Annotated in this window: 13 protein-coding genes and 1 pseudogene; 11 read left to right on the plus strand and 3 right to left on the minus strand. The window is 72.7% G+C overall.

Going from position 1 to position 17,076, the window contains the following annotated elements; translation table 11 throughout:
- Positions 1-133: 133 nt before the first annotated feature.
- The gene (locus tag AB0E67_RS23855; protein WP_362030274.1) at positions 134-1,171 is read right to left on the minus strand and encodes a phosphatase PAP2 family protein; all 1,038 of its coding nucleotides are present in this window, start codon (positions 1,169-1,171) and stop codon (positions 134-136) included.
- Between the two features lie 540 nt (positions 1,172-1,711).
- Here AB0E67_RS23855 and AB0E67_RS23860 point away from each other — a divergent pair.
- Positions 1,712-3,469, plus strand: a complete 1,758-nt coding sequence (locus AB0E67_RS23860; RefSeq protein ID WP_362030276.1) for an MFS transporter — start codon at positions 1,712-1,714, stop codon at positions 3,467-3,469.
- A gap of 157 nt (positions 3,470-3,626) precedes the next feature.
- Positions 3,627-4,841, plus strand: a complete 1,215-nt coding sequence (locus tag AB0E67_RS23865) for an acyl-CoA dehydrogenase family protein (RefSeq protein WP_362030279.1) — start codon at positions 3,627-3,629, stop codon at positions 4,839-4,841.
- Positions 4,842-4,863: 22 nt separating this feature from the next.
- On the opposite strand, the gene AB0E67_RS23870 is transcribed toward AB0E67_RS23865, so the two are convergent.
- Positions 4,864-5,307 carry a cell division protein SepF gene (locus tag AB0E67_RS23870; protein WP_362030282.1) on the minus strand — a complete coding sequence of 148 codons (444 nt, stop codon included), beginning with the start codon at positions 5,305-5,307 and terminating at the stop codon, positions 4,864-4,866.
- 309 nt (positions 5,308-5,616) lie between these two features.
- On the opposite strand from AB0E67_RS23870, the gene AB0E67_RS23875 reads away from it, so the two are divergent.
- From AB0E67_RS23875 to AB0E67_RS23905, 7 genes and pseudogenes are all read left to right on the plus strand, one after another.
- On the plus strand, positions 5,617-6,927 hold the full coding sequence (locus AB0E67_RS23875; protein WP_362030285.1) for a DUF5685 family protein: 1,311 nt from the start codon (positions 5,617-5,619) through the stop codon (positions 6,925-6,927).
- Between the two features lie 721 nt (positions 6,928-7,648).
- Positions 7,649-7,762: pseudogene (locus AB0E67_RS23880) on the plus strand (amino acid ABC transporter permease); the annotation flags it as partial.
- Positions 7,759-9,615: an FAD/NAD(P)-binding protein gene (locus AB0E67_RS23885; protein WP_362030288.1), complete on the plus strand. Its 1,857-nt coding sequence runs from the start codon at positions 7,759-7,761 to the stop codon at positions 9,613-9,615. The pseudogene AB0E67_RS23880 and the gene AB0E67_RS23885, both read left to right, overlap by 4 nt.
- A gap of 495 nt (positions 9,616-10,110) precedes the next feature.
- The gene (locus AB0E67_RS23890) at positions 10,111-11,178 is read left to right on the plus strand and encodes an LLM class flavin-dependent oxidoreductase (RefSeq protein ID WP_362030459.1); all 1,068 of its coding nucleotides are present in this window, start codon (positions 10,111-10,113) and stop codon (positions 11,176-11,178) included.
- 17 nt (positions 11,179-11,195) lie between these two features.
- Positions 11,196-12,476 carry an NtaA/DmoA family FMN-dependent monooxygenase gene (locus tag AB0E67_RS23895; RefSeq protein WP_362030461.1) on the plus strand — a complete coding sequence of 427 codons (1,281 nt, stop codon included), beginning with the start codon at positions 11,196-11,198 and terminating at the stop codon, positions 12,474-12,476.
- 340 nt (positions 12,477-12,816) lie between these two features.
- A complete protein-coding gene (locus tag AB0E67_RS23900; RefSeq protein WP_362030290.1) occupies positions 12,817-13,716 on the plus strand; it encodes a S1 family peptidase in 900 nt (299 codons plus the stop codon).
- A gap of 254 nt (positions 13,717-13,970) precedes the next feature.
- On the plus strand, positions 13,971-14,450 hold the full coding sequence (locus AB0E67_RS23905; RefSeq protein ID WP_073791630.1) for a hypothetical protein: 480 nt from the start codon (positions 13,971-13,973) through the stop codon (positions 14,448-14,450).
- A gap of 41 nt (positions 14,451-14,491) precedes the next feature.
- On the opposite strand, the gene AB0E67_RS23910 is transcribed toward AB0E67_RS23905, so the two are convergent.
- Positions 14,492-15,388 carry a DUF4231 domain-containing protein gene (locus AB0E67_RS23910; protein ID WP_362030463.1) on the minus strand — a complete coding sequence of 299 codons (897 nt, stop codon included), beginning with the start codon at positions 15,386-15,388 and terminating at the stop codon, positions 14,492-14,494.
- A 464-nt stretch (positions 15,389-15,852) separates the two neighbouring features.
- On the opposite strand from AB0E67_RS23910, the gene AB0E67_RS23915 reads away from it, so the two are divergent.
- On the plus strand, positions 15,853-16,581 hold the full coding sequence (locus AB0E67_RS23915; protein WP_362030293.1) for a hypothetical protein: 729 nt from the start codon (positions 15,853-15,855) through the stop codon (positions 16,579-16,581).
- A gap of 304 nt (positions 16,582-16,885) precedes the next feature.
- Positions 16,886-17,059, plus strand: coding sequence for an FxSxx-COOH cyclophane-containing RiPP peptide (gene fxsA / locus AB0E67_RS23920; protein ID WP_351523354.1), 174 nt, complete (start codon positions 16,886-16,888; stop codon positions 17,057-17,059).
- The last annotated feature ends 17 nt before the right edge of the window (positions 17,060-17,076 follow it).

The raw sequence follows: 17,076 nt of genomic DNA on the forward strand, positions 1-17,076 counted from the left end.
GGGCCCGCGGCCCCCCCGGTGGGTGGGGGGGCCGCCCCCCCCCCCCCGCATTGTGTGGGCCCCCCCCCCCGGCGGGCCCCCTCACTCATGCCGGGGGCGGCGGGGTGCGTACCCGCCTCACCGTCCGCGGGGGTCAGCCGCCGGTCACCGGCCGGGCCGACGCCGCTCCGCCGCGCGGCACCCGGTCCGGGTGCGGCGGCCGACGGCTGCCGGTGGGGGTGACCGGGGTCCGCTCCGAGCGCGGCAGATGGACCTGGTGCGACGGCGGGCCCGAGTGGGCGTGCGGCCGGGTGCCCGCGACCGCGGTGGTCGTCGGGGGGCCGCCCACGGCGACCGGCTCCGGCACCGGGCCTCCGGCCGGGACGTCGTCGCCGTCCGGCAGCGGGAACGCCTCGGTCCGGGGGCCCGCGACCGGGACGGGCACGGAGGGCACGGGACGGCCGAGCCCCCGCAGGCTCTCGCGCTGCGCGAAGATCCAGGTCTCGGTCCGGGCGATCAGCGGCTCGACCCAGGGCAGCGCCAGCAGGATCAGCAGCCCCGCGGCCCAGCCCAGCAGCACATCGCTGAGCCAGTGCGTGCCGAGGTAGACGGTGGTGAGCCCGACGCCGAGCGAGACGATCGCCGAGAGGGCCGACAGGTAGCGCCTGGCCCTCGGCGTGGTGGCCAGATAGGCGAGGATCCCCCAGGTCACCACCGCGTTGGCGGTGTGACCCGAGGGAAATATGTCGCCGCCGGCGAAGAGTTCCGCGGAGCCGATCTGGGTCGCGTAATGCGGCCCGAGCCGCCCCAGGCCGATCTTGACCGCGCCGACCGTCGCGTTGAGCAGCAGCAGTGCCGCACCGAGCGTCAGCAGGGGCCGCAGCGTGTGCTGCCGCCAGGAGCGCCAGCCGAGCCAGCAGGCGACCATGGTGGCGGTGGGACCGCGTTGGCCGAGCACGACGTAGTAGTCGAGGAACGCATGGATTTCCGGCCATTGCTGATACGGCCGGAAGAGCATGACCTTCCAGTCCAGCGCCACCAGCCAGGAGGAGACCAGCACGGCGACGACGATGGCGACATAGAACGCCAACGTCCCGCCGAAGAGAGCGACGCGGTGACGGCTCATCCGCGGCGGCTCTATCTTCGGCGGCTCCGGCTCCCGGTCCAGGCGGGCAAAGATGTCGGTACGCACCCAATCGACGTTACAGCGAGTGAGTGCGCGACCAGGGCCTTCAGGTCTCTTTGTGATGACGATGTGATGTGGGCTATGTCTCGGCAGGGCCTTAATTCCTGACTCCGAGAAGCGTATCGCCGCGCCTTTGCGTCATTCATTTCGCACTTATTTCGGAAGGGTGTTTGGCGCGGGTGGAAAATCCCAGGAGGTGTCGGTACGAAAACAAACCGCACCGCGGGAGGAAGGACGGACGGTGCCCGTCCGGTCACCGAAAGTTTCCGTGTCGGGCCCGGCGATCGCTCTGCGGGCCGGGGCGAGTACCTTCTGTGCCGGGCGCGGAGATCGTTCGCGCGGGCCGGAGGGGCAACCGCGACCCGCCGCGTGACGCGGGCCGCACTCCACGGCCCGTCAAGGTATGAGGTGGACCACGTGTGAGTTCCCCGAACTCGCGTACGCTGACGGATCACTCGCCCGCGATGCCGGGCCCCGAGGGGCGGCACGTCCGCCGCGTACCCGGCCGGCCCGCCGAGCGCGAGGGACCTTTTGGGAGGTACATGCATGTCCGGGACGACCACAGCCCGAGCACGGTCACGCCCGGTGGGCGGCGGTGCCAATCGATGGGTCGTCCTCGTCGTCCTCTGCCTCAGCCTGCTGCTCGTGGCGCTCGACGCGACCGTGCTGCACGTCGCGGTCCCCTCCCTCACCGAGGACCTGCGGCCCAGCGCCGTCGATCTGCTGTGGATCGTGGACGCCTACCCGCTGGTCTGCGCCTCGCTGCTGATCCTCTTCGGGACGCTCGGCGACCGGGTCGGCCGCCGCCGCGTCCTGCTGCTCGGTTACGCGCTCTTCGGCATCGCCTCCGCGATCGCCGCGCTGGCCGACACCCCCGGCCTGCTCATAGCGGCGCGCGCCCTGCTCGGCGTCGGCGGGGCGATGATCATGCCCGCCACGCTGTCGATCCTCCGCCAGGTCTTCCCCGACCGTCGCGAGCGGGCCGTGGCGATCGGCGTCTGGTCGGCGGTCGCCGCCGTCGGGGCCGCCACCGGGCCCGTGGTCGGCGGCTTCCTCGTCGAGCACTTCTGGTGGGGCTCGGTCTTCCTGATCAACATCCCGCTGATGGCCCTGGTGCTGCCCGTCGGCCGCCTGCTGCTGCCCGAGTCGCGTGGCGGCGGCGACGGCCCGTGGGACGTGTTCGGCGCGCTGATGGCCGCGGCGGGGGTGCTCGGCGTGGTGCTCGGGGTGAAGCGGGCGGGTGCCGGGGAGGGGCTACTCAGCCCGACCGCGCTGGTCCCGCTGCTCGTCGGGGCGGTGCTGCTCGTCCTGTTCGCGCGCCGCCAGAAGCGGCGAACGCATCCGCTGATCGACATCGGGATGTTCGCCAGGCCCGCCTTCTCCACCGCGGTCGGCTGCATCGTCGTCGCGATGCTGGCCCTGGTCGGGCTGCAGCTGATAGCCGTGCAGTACCTCCAGCTCGTCCTCGGCCTGAGCCCGTTGGAGACCGGTCTGCGGCTGCTGCCGCTCACGTTCGCCGCCATGGCGGCGGGCGCGACCGGCTCGTACACCCTGCACCGCCTCGGGCCGCGCCGGATGGTCGGCTGGGGTTTCGTGCTCACCGCCGCCTCGGTGCTGGTCCTGACCGCGATGGGCCGGCACGACCGGCCCGCCCTGCTGGCCGCGGCCTTCGTCGCACTCGGCTTCGGGCTCCAGACCACGCTCTTCGGGGCGTACGAATCCATGCTCAGCGACGCCCCGGCCGACCGGGCGGGCGGCGCGGCGGCCATCGGCGAGACCTCCTACCAGCTCGGCGCGGGCATGGGGATCGCCTTTCTCGGCAGCGTCATGAACGCCGCCTACGCCCCCGGACTCGCTGAGCTGTCCGACAAGGGCGTCTCCGCCGCCGACAGGGAGGCCGCCGCGCACTCCCTCGGCGAGGCGTACCAGGTGGCCGACAGGATCGGCGGTCCGCTGGGGGAGTCGCTGCGGACCACGGCCTGCGGCTCCTTCATCACGGGACTGCACGTCACGCTGCTGGTCAGTGCGGCCCTCCTGCTGCTCGGGGCACTCGCCGCGCTGCGGCTGCCGCGCAGGACGGAGGATCCGGCCCCGTCCGCCGCCGAGCCGGAGGAAACGCCCGCCTCCCCCGTCGGACCGGAGGGCCCGGCCACGGCCCGCCGTGTGACGGAGGGGGCCGGTGCGGGCGAAGGGGTTCCCGAGGCGCGCCAGGCCCCTTGCGAGGGCTCCGCGCGACGTACTCTCCCGGCGCCCGCCCGCCGCAGGCCCGCGGAAGCGACCGGCTCTGGACGGGCGGGGCACTGACCCGTAACGTCGCCTCGACGCCATGACCCACACCGCTGGTTCCGGGTCGGCCGGCCCACGGTGCGGGGAGCGGGACCGGCCGGGTGCGCACCCGGCTCCGTGACACCGCCCGCGCCGTCCGGCCCGGCGGCACGCGAGCCGCCCGGAGGCATTCCCCATGTCCACCACCCCGTCCGCGAAGCTCCCGCCCTTCGACCCCGCCGACCCCCTCGGCATCGACGATCTGCTCGGCACCGAGGACCTGGCCATCCGCGACACCGTCCGTGACTGGGCGGCCGACCGGATCCTGCCGCACATCGCCGAGTGGTACGAGAACGGCGAACTGCCCGGCATCCGTGAACTGGCCCGCGAACTCGGTTCGCTCGGCGCCCTCGGGATGTCCCTGAGCGGCTACGGCTGCGCGGGGGCCACCGCCGTCCAGTACGGGCTGGCCTGCCTCGAACTCGAGGCGGCGGACTCGGGGATCCGCTCGCTGGTCTCCGTACAGGGCTCGCTCGCCATGTACGCCATCCACCGCTACGGCTCCGAGGAGCAGCGGCGGCGGTGGCTGCCCGGCATGGCCGCCGGGGAGATCATCGGCTGCTTCGGCCTCACCGAGCCGGACCACGGCTCCGACCCGGCCGGGATGCGGACGTACGCCCGGCGCGAGAGCGGTGGGGACTGGGTGCTCACCGGCCGCAAGATGTGGATCACCAACGGCTCGGTCGCCGGGGTCGCCGTCGTCTGGGCACGGACCGACGAGGGCGGGCCGGGTGCCGGGATCCGCGGGTTCGTCGTGCCGACCGACGCCCCGGGCTTCTCCGCGCCGGAGATCAGGCACAAGTGGTCCCTGCGCGCCTCGGTCACCAGCGAACTGGTCCTCGACGAGGTGCGGCTGCCGGCCGATGCCGTGCTTCCCGGGGTCACCGGACTGCGCGGCCCGCTCAGCTGTCTCGGCCACGCCCGCTACGGCATCGTCTGGGGCGCCATGGGCGCGGCGCGCGCCGGTTTCGAGGCGGCGCTCGACTACGCGCGGACGCGGGAGCAGTTCGGCAGGCCCATCGGCGGCTTCCAGCTCACCCAGGCCAAGCTCGCGGACATGGCCGTGGAGCTGCACAAGGGGATCCTGCTCGCCCACCACCTCGGGCGGCGGATGGACGCGGGCACGCTCCGCCCGGAGCAGGTCAGTTTCGGGAAGCTCAACAACGTGCGGGAGGCGATCGGGATCTGCCGCACCGCGCGCACGATCCTCGGCGCCAACGGGATCTCGCTGGAGTACCCCGTGATGCGCCACGCCACGAATCTGGAGTCGGTGCTCACCTACGAGGGGACCGTGGAGATGCACCAGCTGGTGCTGGGCAAGGCGCTCACCGGTCTCGACGCGTTCCGGTAGGACGGTCGGGGGAGCGCCCCGCTCAGCTCTGGTTGAAGAAGCCGTCGGTCGGACGGCCGACGGCTTCGCCGCTGAGCACCTGGGTGTCGGCCGGGGTCAGCAGGAAGACGCGGGTGGCCACCCGCTCGATCGAACCGCGCAGCCCGAAGGTCAGCCCGGCGGCGAAGTCCACGACGCGCTTGGCGTCGGTGGGGTCCATGGCCGTGAGGTTGACGATCACCGGCACGCCGTCCCGGAACAGCTCCCCGACCGCCCGGGCGTCCCGGAAGCTGTCCGGGGTGACGGTGGCGATCCGACGGTCCGTCTCCTCGGCCTTCCCGGCGGTCGCCTGCACCCTGGGGTCGGTCACCCACGCCTGACCGGCCCCGGTGTGCGCGACCTCGGCGTACTCGTCGTCGTCGTAGTACCGCTCGTCGTTGTCCTCTACGAGGCCCAGCCAGGCACTCGCCCTGCGCACCGATCCCATGGACGCCTCCTCTCACCGCGGTTCCGTGTTGCTCCGCATCTCTTTCGTATCCCTATGGTCGTCCATGATGCGGATCGTGCGCCAAGTGGATAGTCGGCGCGCAGGGGATTCGTGACGGTACTGGTGCAGAAGATGTGGCGGTTCGTCAGGGTTTGCCCTACATCGATGGTCTGAAAGAAAGAAAATGTGATGCGCCGGTCCGTACGGGTGACATGCAGCACGTACGGGTGAACGGATGGCTCGATTACGATGCTCGTCGCGCGGGTGCACGAACCCGGCGCGACAGTGGACGACATTCGGGGGATCGTCGTGTTCGGAATCGTCAGGCCCTGCGCCCATCGCCTGTCCGAGGGGATGAGGACGGAGTGGATGGCCCATCTCTGCGGGCTCTGCCTCGCGCTTCGCGCGGACCACGGGCAGTTCGCCCGCGTCGTCACGAACTACGACGGCCTGATCGTCTCGGTCCTGACGGAGGCTCAGTCCGAGCGCACCACGGGATGGCGCCGGACCGCGGGGCCCTGCCCGCTGCGCGCCATGCGGACCGCTCCGGTCGCCCGGGGCGAGGGGGCCAGGCTGGCCGCCGCCGTCTCGCTGGTGCTGGCGTCCGCGAAGGTGCGGGACCATGTCGCGGACGGGGACGGCTGGATGAGGCGCCGTCCGGTCGCCGCCGCGGCGCGCCGGGTCGCCGCCGGGTGGGACCGGGCAGGCGCGCGCACCGGCGCGCAACTCGGATTCGACACGGCGCTCCTCGTCGACGCGGTCGACCGGCAGAGCGGCATCGAACTGCTCGCCGGACCCGGAACGCCGCTGCTGACGGTCACCGAGCCGACCGAGACCGCCACCGCCGCGGCCTTCGCCCACACCGCGGTGCTCGCCGGGCGGCCGGGGAACGCGGAGCCGCTGGCCGAGGCGGGCCGCCTCTTCGGACGCCTGGCGCATCTGCTGGACGCCGTGGAGGACCAGGAAGCTGACGCGGCGTCGGGCGCCTGGAACCCGCTCACCGCGACCGGCACCTCCCGGGACGAGGCCCGGCGGCTGTGCGACGACGCCGTGCGCGGCGTACGGCTGGCGCTGCGGGACGCCGAGTTCACCGACGGCAGGCTGGCCCATGTGCTGCTGGCCCACGAGCTCCGGCAGTCGGTGGACCGGGCCTTCGGCACCACGACGTGCTCGCACCGGGCGGACGGCGCGGCACCGTCCGGGAACCTCCGCGGCACGGACACGGACGGGACCGTCCACGGCGTGGCCGAGGACGGGATCGCCGCCGCGCCGGGCGCCGGGCCGGCCGGATCATACGGGCCGCCGCCCGGCAACCCGTACGCCCCGAGCCCGGGCAACCCGTACACCCCGGGGCCCGGTGGTCCCGGTGGCCCGCCGCTGCCGCCCGAGCCGCCGCGCGACCGGCGCGGGCTGATCGCGGGCTGCCTGGTGTGGGCGGGGCTGGCCTGCACCTGCCAGATGTGCTGCGGCACGTTCGACGACCCGTGGACCCATCAGCGCCGTGAGGGGCTGTGCCGCCAGTGCGACTGCGGCAACTGCTGCGATGCGTGCGACTGCTGCAGCGGCTGCGGGGACTGCTGCGAGTCCTGCAGTTGCTGCGACTGCGACTGCAGCTGCTGACGATCACTCGATGTACGTCCGCAGCCGGTACGGCTCCCGGTCCGCGCCGGAGCACCGGTGCGCGTTCTCCTCCAGCGTCACCTCGAAGGAGGCCACCTCGCGTCTCAGAGCGTACGGAGGCGCGGGGAGGACGCCGGGAGCGCCGGAGCGCGGGTGCCCGGTCGCGCGGGCACGCCGCGGGAGAGCGGCGCGCGGCGCCGCGACGGCCGGGCGAGGGAAGTTCAGCGGACGGGAGGACGACGGAACGGCGAGCGGGGCGGAACGAGGGGAGGGTGCGGCGATGCCGGGTACGCGAGGACACGCGGGGAACGGTGCTCAGGCGCCGCACGCGGCGCGAGGCGGGCGCGCGAGGAGCGCGCGGGGCAGGACAGGGTGTCGGCTCAACAGGAGGAGGACCACACGCGACCGAAGTCGATGTGGGAGCGCTTGACCAGCCACTGCTGCGCATGCATGGCCCAAGTGGAACAGGCATCCGGTGGTCCGTCAACCGAACCGAGACGTACGACTCACAGTGTGGACAGGGTTGACAACACGCGGTGCACGGCGATTACCTCGGAGGCGGACCGGTGCTGAGGGGCCCGGTCCGTGTGGTGTCCGCGTTGAGGACGCGCCCCGTGTTCGATCTCTGCATCCACGGAGCCTCCGCATGCCCGCGCAGACAGACACCCTCCCTCCCGCTTCCCCCGTCCCGCCCGTCAGGAACGACGGGGCCCACCGGCTGGTCATCCCCCTGCTGGTCGCCACCCTCTGGCACGCCGTCGTCACCACGCTGCTCGGCATCGGCCGGCACCACGTCGAACGGCACTGCGCGCGCGGCACCGCGGGCGCCCGATGAGCCGCACACCCACGCTCGTCGTCATCGGCGCCGGACCGCGCGGCACCGGTCTGATCGAGCGCCTCGCAGCCAACGCCCCCGGCGTGTACGGCGATCGCCCGCTCGACATCCACCTCGTGGACCCGTATCCGCCCGGTGGCGGACGGGTCTGGCGACGGGAACAGTCCCCGCTGCTGTGGATGAACTCGATGGCCGAGGACGTCACGATGTTCACCGACGACACGGTCCGGCAGGAAGGACCCGTACGCCCCGGCCCCGCGCTCCACACCTGGGCGGAGCGGATCCGCGACGGACACCTCGCGTTCCCGGACGGGCCGGGCGCCGACCCCGGACTCCTCGCCGAGGCCAGGGCGTTGCGGGGAGACGACTTCCCGAGCAGACGGCTCCAGGGCGCCTATCTGCGCTGGGTGCACGACCGGGCCGTGGCCGCGCTCCCGGAAGGCGTCACCGTCCACCACCACCGCGACCGGGCGGTGCGCGTGACCGGGCCGCGCGACGGCCGTCAGTACGTCCGGCTGGAGGGGCGCGACAGGCCGCTCCCGGCGGACCTCGTCGTCTTCGCCGTCGGCCACCTGGACGCGGAACCGGAGCCCGAACACGTCCGACTGGCCGCGTTCGCCGCCCGGCACGGGCTCGTCCACCTGCCGCCCGACTTCACCGCCGACACCGATCCGACCGTCCTGCCCGCGGGCGAACCCGTCCTCGTGCGCGGCTTCGGTCTCGCCTTCGTCGACCTGATGGTGCTGCTCACCGAAGGGCGCGGCGGACGGTACGAGAACGGCGTGTACGTGCCCTCCGGCCGGGAACCCGTGCTCCATGTCGGCTCGCGCAGAGGCGTCCCGTACCACTCCAAGATCGGCTACCCCTGGCAGGGCGAACGTCCGCCGCTGCCCCGCTTCCTCGGTCCGGACCTGATCGAGAGGCTGCTGGAGCGGGACGAGCCGGTCGACTTCCGGCGCGACATCCGGCCGCATGTCGTCAAGGAACTCGGCCACGCCCACTACCACCGCCTCTTCACCGCCCACCCCGGACGGACGAGAGGCAGCTGGGCCGAGTTCGAGGCGGCGTACGCCGCAGCCGACCCTACGGGACCCGAACTCCAGGACCTTGTAGGAGAGTTCGTCCCCGATCCCGACGACCGCCTCGACCTCGAAGCGCTCGACCGCCCCCTGGACGGGGTGCGCCACCCCTCGTACGACGCCCTCCAGGAGGCACTGCGCGCCCACATCACCGCCGACCTCGACCGCCGGCACGACCCGGCCCACAGCCCGGACCTCGCCGTCTTCCTCGGACTGCTTTCCGTCTACGGGCAGTTGAGTCGACTCGGGGACATCGGCGACCAGTGGCACGGCTTGTTCAGCCATCTAGCCTCCGGCCCGCCGGGACCCCGGCTGCGTCGGCTCCTCGCCCTCTCCCGGGCCGGTGTCGTCCGCTTCCTCGGCGCCGGAATGACCGTGGAGTCCGACGAGGGGCGGGGCCTCTTCGTCGCCTCCAGCGCCACCGTTCCGGACGAACGGGTCGAGGCTCGCGCCCTGGTCGAGGCGCGCCTGCCGGCCCCGACCCTGGAACGCACCCGCAGCCCGCTGCTGCGGAACCTGTACCGGGACGGGGCCGCCGCCACCGGCACTGGGCTGCTCTCCGTCGCCCCCGACGACGGCCGGATCCTCGGCCGCGACGGCCGCCCGCACCCCCGCCGGTTCGCGCTCGGCCCGTTCACCACCGCGCGCACCGGCGCCGCGTTCACCCGTCCGCGCACCGGCGGCCCGGCCTTCCGGCAGAACGACGCCACCGCGCGCACCGCGCTCGCCCTCCTCCGGGACATGGCCTGTACCGACGGCCCCCGCAGCGCCTGACCGCGGCCCCGCGTACGGGCCCACCCCGCTCTCCCCGCAGCCCCGCCCCAAGGACCCGTCATGTCCCTCACCAACGATCCGCCCCTCGACCGGGCAACGGCCCCGCCCGTCGCCCCGACGCCCCGGACACCCTCGTCGTCGTCCCGCTGCGCCACCCCTGGCGACGGGGCGCCGTCCTCGCGAGTCGTCGCCATGGACCTGGTCGGCGCGATGAGCGCGGCCGTACCCGGGCCGACGCTGCACCGGGCCGCCCACGCGGCGGAGATCGTCCGGGGCGGCGTCCTGGCGCTCCAGGGCGAGGTCGCCGCCACCACGAAGCGGGGCAGCGGCCCGGTCGACGCGTACACCGCCGCCATCGACCACGTCGTGCGCAACGGCTCGTACGCCCAGGTGCTGAAGCGATGGGGACCGTCCGACGAGGCGGTCACGAGGTCCGAGATCGACCCGCCCGGCCTGCCCAGGACCGGGAACCGACCCCCGAGAGGTGACACACCCATGCCCGTGACCGCCCCCCTGCATCTGGCCGCCGAGATCGGCGGACCGCCCCGCTACGACCCCGAGCACCACATCGCCCTCGCCCGGCTCGCCGAACGCGGCGCCCTCGACTTCGTCACGCTCGGCGACTCCTTCGCGCGGCCCGGCCCCGACGCGCTCGCCGTGCTCTCCCGGGTCGCGCCCGCCACCGACCGGATCGGCCTGGTGCCGACCGTCACCACCACCCACACCGAGCCCTTCCACGTGTCCTCGGCCGTGGCCACCCTGGACTGGGTGAGCCGGGGCCGGGCCGGCTGGCTCGTCGACGTGTCGACGACCGCGGCCGAGGCCCGTCTCTTCGGGCGACGCCCGGCGGCCCACGCCGAGGAACTGTGGCGCGAGGCCGGGGACACCGCCGAGGTGAGCGCCCGGCTCTGGGACAGCTGGGAGGACGACGCCGAGATCCGGGACGTCGCCACCGGCCGCTTCGTCGACCGCGACAAGCTGCACCACATCGACTTCGAGGGCGAGTTCTTCTCGGTGCGCGGTCCGGCCATCGTGCCCCGTCCCCCGCAGGGACGCCCGGTCACCGTCGTCGACACGGCGTCCGGCCCCGCCGCGCACACCGCCGCCCGCCACGCCGATGTGGTCCTCGTCCGGGCGAGCGCCCCCGAGCGGGCCGCCGCCCTGCGCGACGAACTGCGCCGACGCGCCGCGGCGTACGGACGCGACCCCGACACGCTCCGCTTCCTGATCGCGCTCACCGTCGACCTCGGCGACGCCGAGACCACCCCGGAACCGGGGCTGGACAGCGGCCCCGCGCTCGCGGCGGGCGGCTCGTACTTCCGCGGCGGCCCGGTCGACCTCGCCGAGCTCATCATCCAGTGGCACCGGGGCGGGGCGGCGGACGGCTTCCACCTCACCCCCATCACCCCCGGACGCGACCTCGAACGGATCGTCAACGGAACCGCGGCCCTGCTCCAGCACCGCGGACTGTTCCGCACCTTCCACCCCGGCGGCACCCTGCGCGAACACCTCGGGCTGGCCCGCCCCGCCAACCGGTACGCCCTCGAAGGGGGACGAGCGTGAGCACCACACCGAGGCGGATGCACCTCGCCGCCCACTTCCCGGGCGTGAACAACACCACCGTCTGGTCCGACCCCCGTTCCGGGAGCCAGATCGACTTCTCCTCCTTCGCGCATCTGGCCCGCACCGCCGAACGCGGCCTGTTCGACTTCTTCTTCCTGGCCGAGGGACTGCGGCTGCGCGAGCACAAAGGCCGGATCCACGACCTGGACGTGGTCGGCCGGCCCGAGTCCCTCACCGTGCTGGCCGCGCTGGCGGCCGTCACCGACCGGCTGGGGCTCGCCGCGACCGTCAACGCCACCTTCAACGAGCCGTTCGAACTGGCCCGCCGCCTCGCCACCCTGGACCACCTCAGCGCCGGACGGGCCGCCTGGAACGTCGTCACCTCCTCGGACGCCTTCACCGGGGAGAACTTCCGGCGCGGCGGCCACCTCGACCACGCCGACCGCTACACCCGTGCCGCCGAGTTCGTCACCACCGCCCGCGAACTGTGGGACAGCTGGACCCCCGACGGCACCCCGCGCCCGTTCGCGCACCGAGGCCGGCACTTCGGGATCGAGGGCGAGTTCACCGTCCCGCGCATCCCGCAGGGCCATCCCGTCGTCATCCAGGCCGGGGACTCGCCGGAGGGCCGCGAGTTCGCCGCGTCCGCGGCCGACGTCGTCTTCACCCGGTACGGCACCCTGGGGGCGGGCCGCGCCTTCTACACCGACGTCAAGGGGCGGCTGGCGAAGTACGGCCGGGAGCCCGACGCGCTGAAGATCATGCCCGGCGTCACCGTGGTGCTCGGCGACAGCGACGCCGACGCCCAGGAACGGGCCGCGGAGATCCGCCTCCAGCAGGTCTCGCCGCAGAACGCGCTGCTGGCCCTGGAACAGGTCTGGGGCCGCGATCTCTCCTCCTACGACCCCGACGGGCCGCTGCCCGGGATCGACCCGGACCCCGACTCCACCCTGGTGCGGGGCCGGGTCAGGCACGACGACCCCTTCGAGGTCGCGGCCCGCTGGCGCGCTCTGTCGGAGGAGAAGGGGCTGTCCATCCGTCAGACCGTCGTCGAGGCCACCGTGCGGCAGTCCTTCATCGGCGGTCCGGACACGGTCGCGGCACGGATGTCGCAGTTCGTGGACGCGGGCGCCGCCGACGGGTTCGTTCTCGTACCGCACCTCACACCGGGCGGTCTCGACGACTTCGTCGACCGGGTCGTCCCGCTGCTCCAGGAACGCGGTGCGTTCCGCACCGCGTACACCGGTGCCACTCTGCGGTCGCATCTCGGGATCGCCGCACCGCCGTGGAAGGGCTGACCGCATGAGCACCGGAGCCCCGCCGCCCGGCAACACCCTTCCCTTCGCCGTCGAGGCGGGCGAACGCCGCCGCGTCGACCGCTGAACCGACGCCCCGTCGTCCCCTTCCGGAACACCGGTCCCGGCGGCCCCGCACGCCGCCGGGCCGGTACGTGGCGGAACGCGTCAGGGGCGGTCGGCCCCCTTGCGCAAGAAGTTGACCCCTTGAATACTCCCGTGCAGCGCTTGTCAGGAACACGGCATGTTTTCGCCTCCGGCGGACCGTCGTGCGAACGACTGCGCCTCACGGGCCCGACCACCCCACGGGCGGGCCCCCGACTTCCCTCGGGAGGAACGAAAAGTGAGGATCAAGCGCACAACCCCCCACGGCGACATCGTCAGACGCGGCCGGGCCGTCGCCGTCGCAGCGGGCCTCGTCGCCCTCGCGGCCCTGACGGTCCCCAGCGCCCAGGCCGACTCCGCCACCACATCCGGCGCCGCCCGGCTCGCCGCCGCGAGCGACGCCGTGCTCGAAGCCGACGTGGCGGGCACCGCCTGGAGCGTCGACCCGAAGTCCGGCACCGTGGTGGTCTCCGCGGACAGCACGGTCTCACAGGCCGAGATCAAGCGGATCAAGCAGTCCGCCGGGGCGAACGCGGACGCCCTGCGCATCGAACGCACCCCCGGGAAGCTCACCAAGCTGCTCTCCGGCGGCGACGCGATCTACGCCCCCGGCTGGCGCTGCTCGCTCGGCTTCAACGTCCGCAGCGGCAGCACGTACTACTTCCTGACCGCCGGTCACTGCACCGACGGCAACCCGCCCTGGTACACCAGCTCCTCGCAGACCACCAGCATCGGCCCGACGGTCGGCTCCAGCTTCCCGACCAACGACTACGGCCTCGTGCGCTACGACAACACCTCCGTCCCGCACGACGGCACCGTCGGCAGTGTCGACATCACCGGCGCGGCCGACGCCACGGTGGGCATGTCCGTCACCCGCCGCGGCTCCACCACGGGCACCCACAGCGGCTCCGTCACGGGTCTCAACGCCACGGTGAACTACGGCAACGGGGACATCGTGTACGGCATGATCAAGACCAATGTGTGCGCGGAGCCCGGTGACTCCGGCGGTCCGCTCTACTCCGGTTCCAAGGCGATCGGCCTCACCTCCGGGGGCAGCGGCAACTGCTCCTCCGGCGGTACCACGTACTTCCAGCCGGTCACCGAGGCGCTCAGCGCGTACGGGGTCAGCGTCTACTGACCCCGCCGCGCCTCCGCGCACCCCCTGGTGCTCGCGTTCGTCCCGCGAAGGCGAGTACGGCATCTGCTCGGCGACACCCTGAAGAGAGAGGGAGCCCCTGCCCGAATGCTGGGCGGGGGCTCCCGCTCACCCCGCGCCTTTTGAGAGGATGTGGGGCAGGTCGGTCATGCAGGAGCAAACGGGGGCGGATGCTGTGCCTGCCGGAGGGTGTCCTCCGGGAACCCCCGGCAGACACCCCAGGGGGTTGCGGATCCGTGAATCGCATCGGAGTGACCGGTCATCGCAGCATTCCGCAGGAGGCGCACGCGCATGTGCTGGCGGGCATCCAGACGGTCCTGCGCGGCCTGGAGGGCTCCCTGGAGGCGCTCTCCAGCCTGGCGGTGGGGGCGGACCAGATCTTCGCCGACCTCGCCCTGGCCCGCGGCGCCGAACTGACCGTGGTCGTTCCCAGCGGTGATTACGAGTCCTCCTTCGCCGACGCGGCCGAACTCGCCCGTTACCGGGCCCTCAAGAACCGCGCGGCCCGCGAGGTCCGGCTGGACTTCCCGCACTCCACCGACGAGGCGTACTACGCGGCGGGCGCGTACATCGCCGACCACTGCGACCGGCTGCTCGCCGTGTGGGACGGCAGGCCGGCCCGCGGCCTCGGCGGCACCGGCGACATCGTGACGTACGCCCGCCGCCTGGGCCGCCCGGTCACCGTGATCTGGCGCGAAGGCGTGGAGCGCGGCTGACCGCGGTCCACGCCCTCGCGCGTGATTCATCTGACGTACCGTCACATCTGGTGGCGGGCCAGCCAGTCGGTGTGCTGGGGGGAGACGATGCGCTCGGTCTCGAACACGGCACGCGGCCACTGCCGCTCGGTCAGCGTCGTCTCCATCGCCACCTGCATCGACTCCAGGTCCTGCTCCACCAGCGAGTGGGCCGAGATCAGCGGGTGGTGGCGGCGGATCTCGGCCCACGCCAGACAGGCCGCGGCGGCGGCCGACAGGACCCCGGTCAGGGCGAAGGACTGCATGACGGAGAACGTCCGCAACAGGGCGAACAGAAGGGCCAGCGCGGTCAGTACGGCGATCGTGCTCGACCAGAGCAGGGTGGCCCGGCGCGACACCTCCTGGCGCCTGCGGTACCAGGTGCGCTGCTCGATCAGCCGGTCGCGCACGTACGTCTCCTTGCGCACGGTGAACGCCTTGTTCCGCAACTCCCGCATGGAATCGGTGATCAGACCGCCCGAATCCGCCGTCAGGTCGCGGGGATCGGTCCAGCCCACCTTGCACAGCTCCTGAAGCCCCTCCTCGAGACGGTTCGCGAACACCGCCTCGGGATGCGGCGTACTGGTGTCGAAGGGGGCGCCGTGCACCGAGTAGCGCCAGCACATCGACTTGATGAACTCCGCGGCCGAGCGGTTGAGCTGCCATTGCGACTTCGCCCTGCGCCGGGTGGCGAGGTAGGTCGTGATCAGCACGCCCGTGTAGGCCAGCACGCCGATGACGTCGACGAGTTGGAAGGTGCCGCCCAGCTCGGCGCGCCAGGGCAGGGCCGCCGGCACCGTGCCCAGGACCAGCAGGATCAGCTGGACGCGGGTGGTGTTCACCGCCTCCCGCTGGCTCGCGACGGCGATCGCGTCCGTGTGGTGGAAGAGCTCCGGCAGGTCAGCGTTCCTGAACACCATGCTCTGGAGCGGTCCGGGAATCGCCGTCATGTTCACTCCCCGTCTGAGGTGATGGAGGCGTTCTGCGGTGGTGGAGGCATGAGGGTAGGTGGCGTCACCGGACGCGGCAACGTCCCGACCGCGCCAACGGCTGTTTTCGGTCCCGCCCGGCCGATTCCGGTCCCCGCCGCGCCCCGTTCCCGCCCGCCGCACCCTCTGTGTTCCCTTACGACCTGGGGACCGATAGGGAGCGGGCTCGCGCCGCCCTGCGACTCCGCTTGCGGCGTTTTCGTCGGTTGTCGATGCGCCGCATCGACTCCCTCCTCCGCCTCGCAATCGGAGCCGCATGACGACGCTCCCTATCCACTCCCTATCGCTCCCCAGGTCGTAAGCGTTGTGGGAAGCTCGGCCAACTGACAATATTTTAAGGCCAGTTACCGCTGGTGCACCTCTCGGATTCCGTCGTCGCGGGGGAGGAGTCGAGGATGAGTCAGGCAGGCCGTCAGGGCGCGGATCCGGGGTCCGACGCCCAGCGGCGGATCCGCAGGAGCCCCTTGCTCTTCGCCGTGCCGATGGCCCTTCTCCTCCTGCTGATCGCCGTGCTCGTCTGGGAGACCGTCCGGGCCAACGTGTCGGCCGGGGCGCGGACCGAGTGGCCGTGGCGTCTGCAACTCCTCGACGGGGAGGCGCTGGGCAGCCTGCTCGCCGTCGCGGCGGGAGCCGTGCTGGCCCGCGCGCAGTACGCCCGCACGGTGCGGCCGTACCTGGGCTGGCGGGCCGCCTGGGTGACCGGTGAGATCACGCGGGACGTGCCCGCGTGGCGGGTCGGGGTCATGAACGGCGGCCAGCACCTCGCCGTCGTCGAATCCTGGGACTGCAGGGTGGTGATGAGGGGCGAGCGGGACCTCCCGGACGCGCCGTGGGGCAGCGTCCCCGCCGCCTGCGACGAGCTGGCGGGGGCCGGCCTGGTGGCCGGTGAGGACTTCCGGCTCATTGACTTCGGGGCGGGGTTCCCCCTCGTGGGGGCAGGAAGCCACGAGACCGTGCTGGTGGGGGCGTTCTCGGAGAACTTCGTCGGCCGGGTCGAGTCCGTGTACGTGCGCGCCAGGATCACGGACGTCGTGGGCGACACCCACGAGCGGGTCATGGACTGCATGAAGGGCGTACGGGCGACCGAACCCCCGCCGGCCGACGGCACGCCCCGCCCGCTGTGACGGGGAGCCGCCCACCGTGCGAAGGCACTCCCCGCCGGCCGTCGGCGCGACCGGTGGTACGACGGTCGCCGAGCCCGGACGCGCGGGCCCCGCGCGCACCTCTTCCACCGGCGCGTTTCTCCCGGTCGCGGGCGTCCGCGTGGGTGCTGCCCGTGACGCCTGATGCGTTCTGTATGCCACTCGTGTGACGAGTGGATCTCCGCAGTTGCCAAGCCCGTTGAGGGGAGTAAAGTCGTTTCGCCGGGCACTGTGATGATGCGGAAACCGGCTGCTTTGTTCATGATCCGGAACACACCCCTCAAGGATGGCCGTGAAGACCTCAGAATCCCCTCGTGCCTTCGCTGTCGCGAAGAAGGGCCGCATGTCGCTCGCCGAGATCGACACCCGCGGCGCAGAAGCCAACCGGAAGCTCGGCCGTGTGTTCTCGGCCCCCGCAGACCGCCACACCCAGGCGTCCACCTTCAGTTCCGCGCTCTGATTCGCGCCGCATGCTGG

The sequence above is a fragment of the Streptomyces sp. NPDC032161 genome, from assembly GCF_040636995.1.
Lineage (GTDB): Bacteria > Actinomycetota > Actinomycetes > Streptomycetales > Streptomycetaceae > Streptomyces.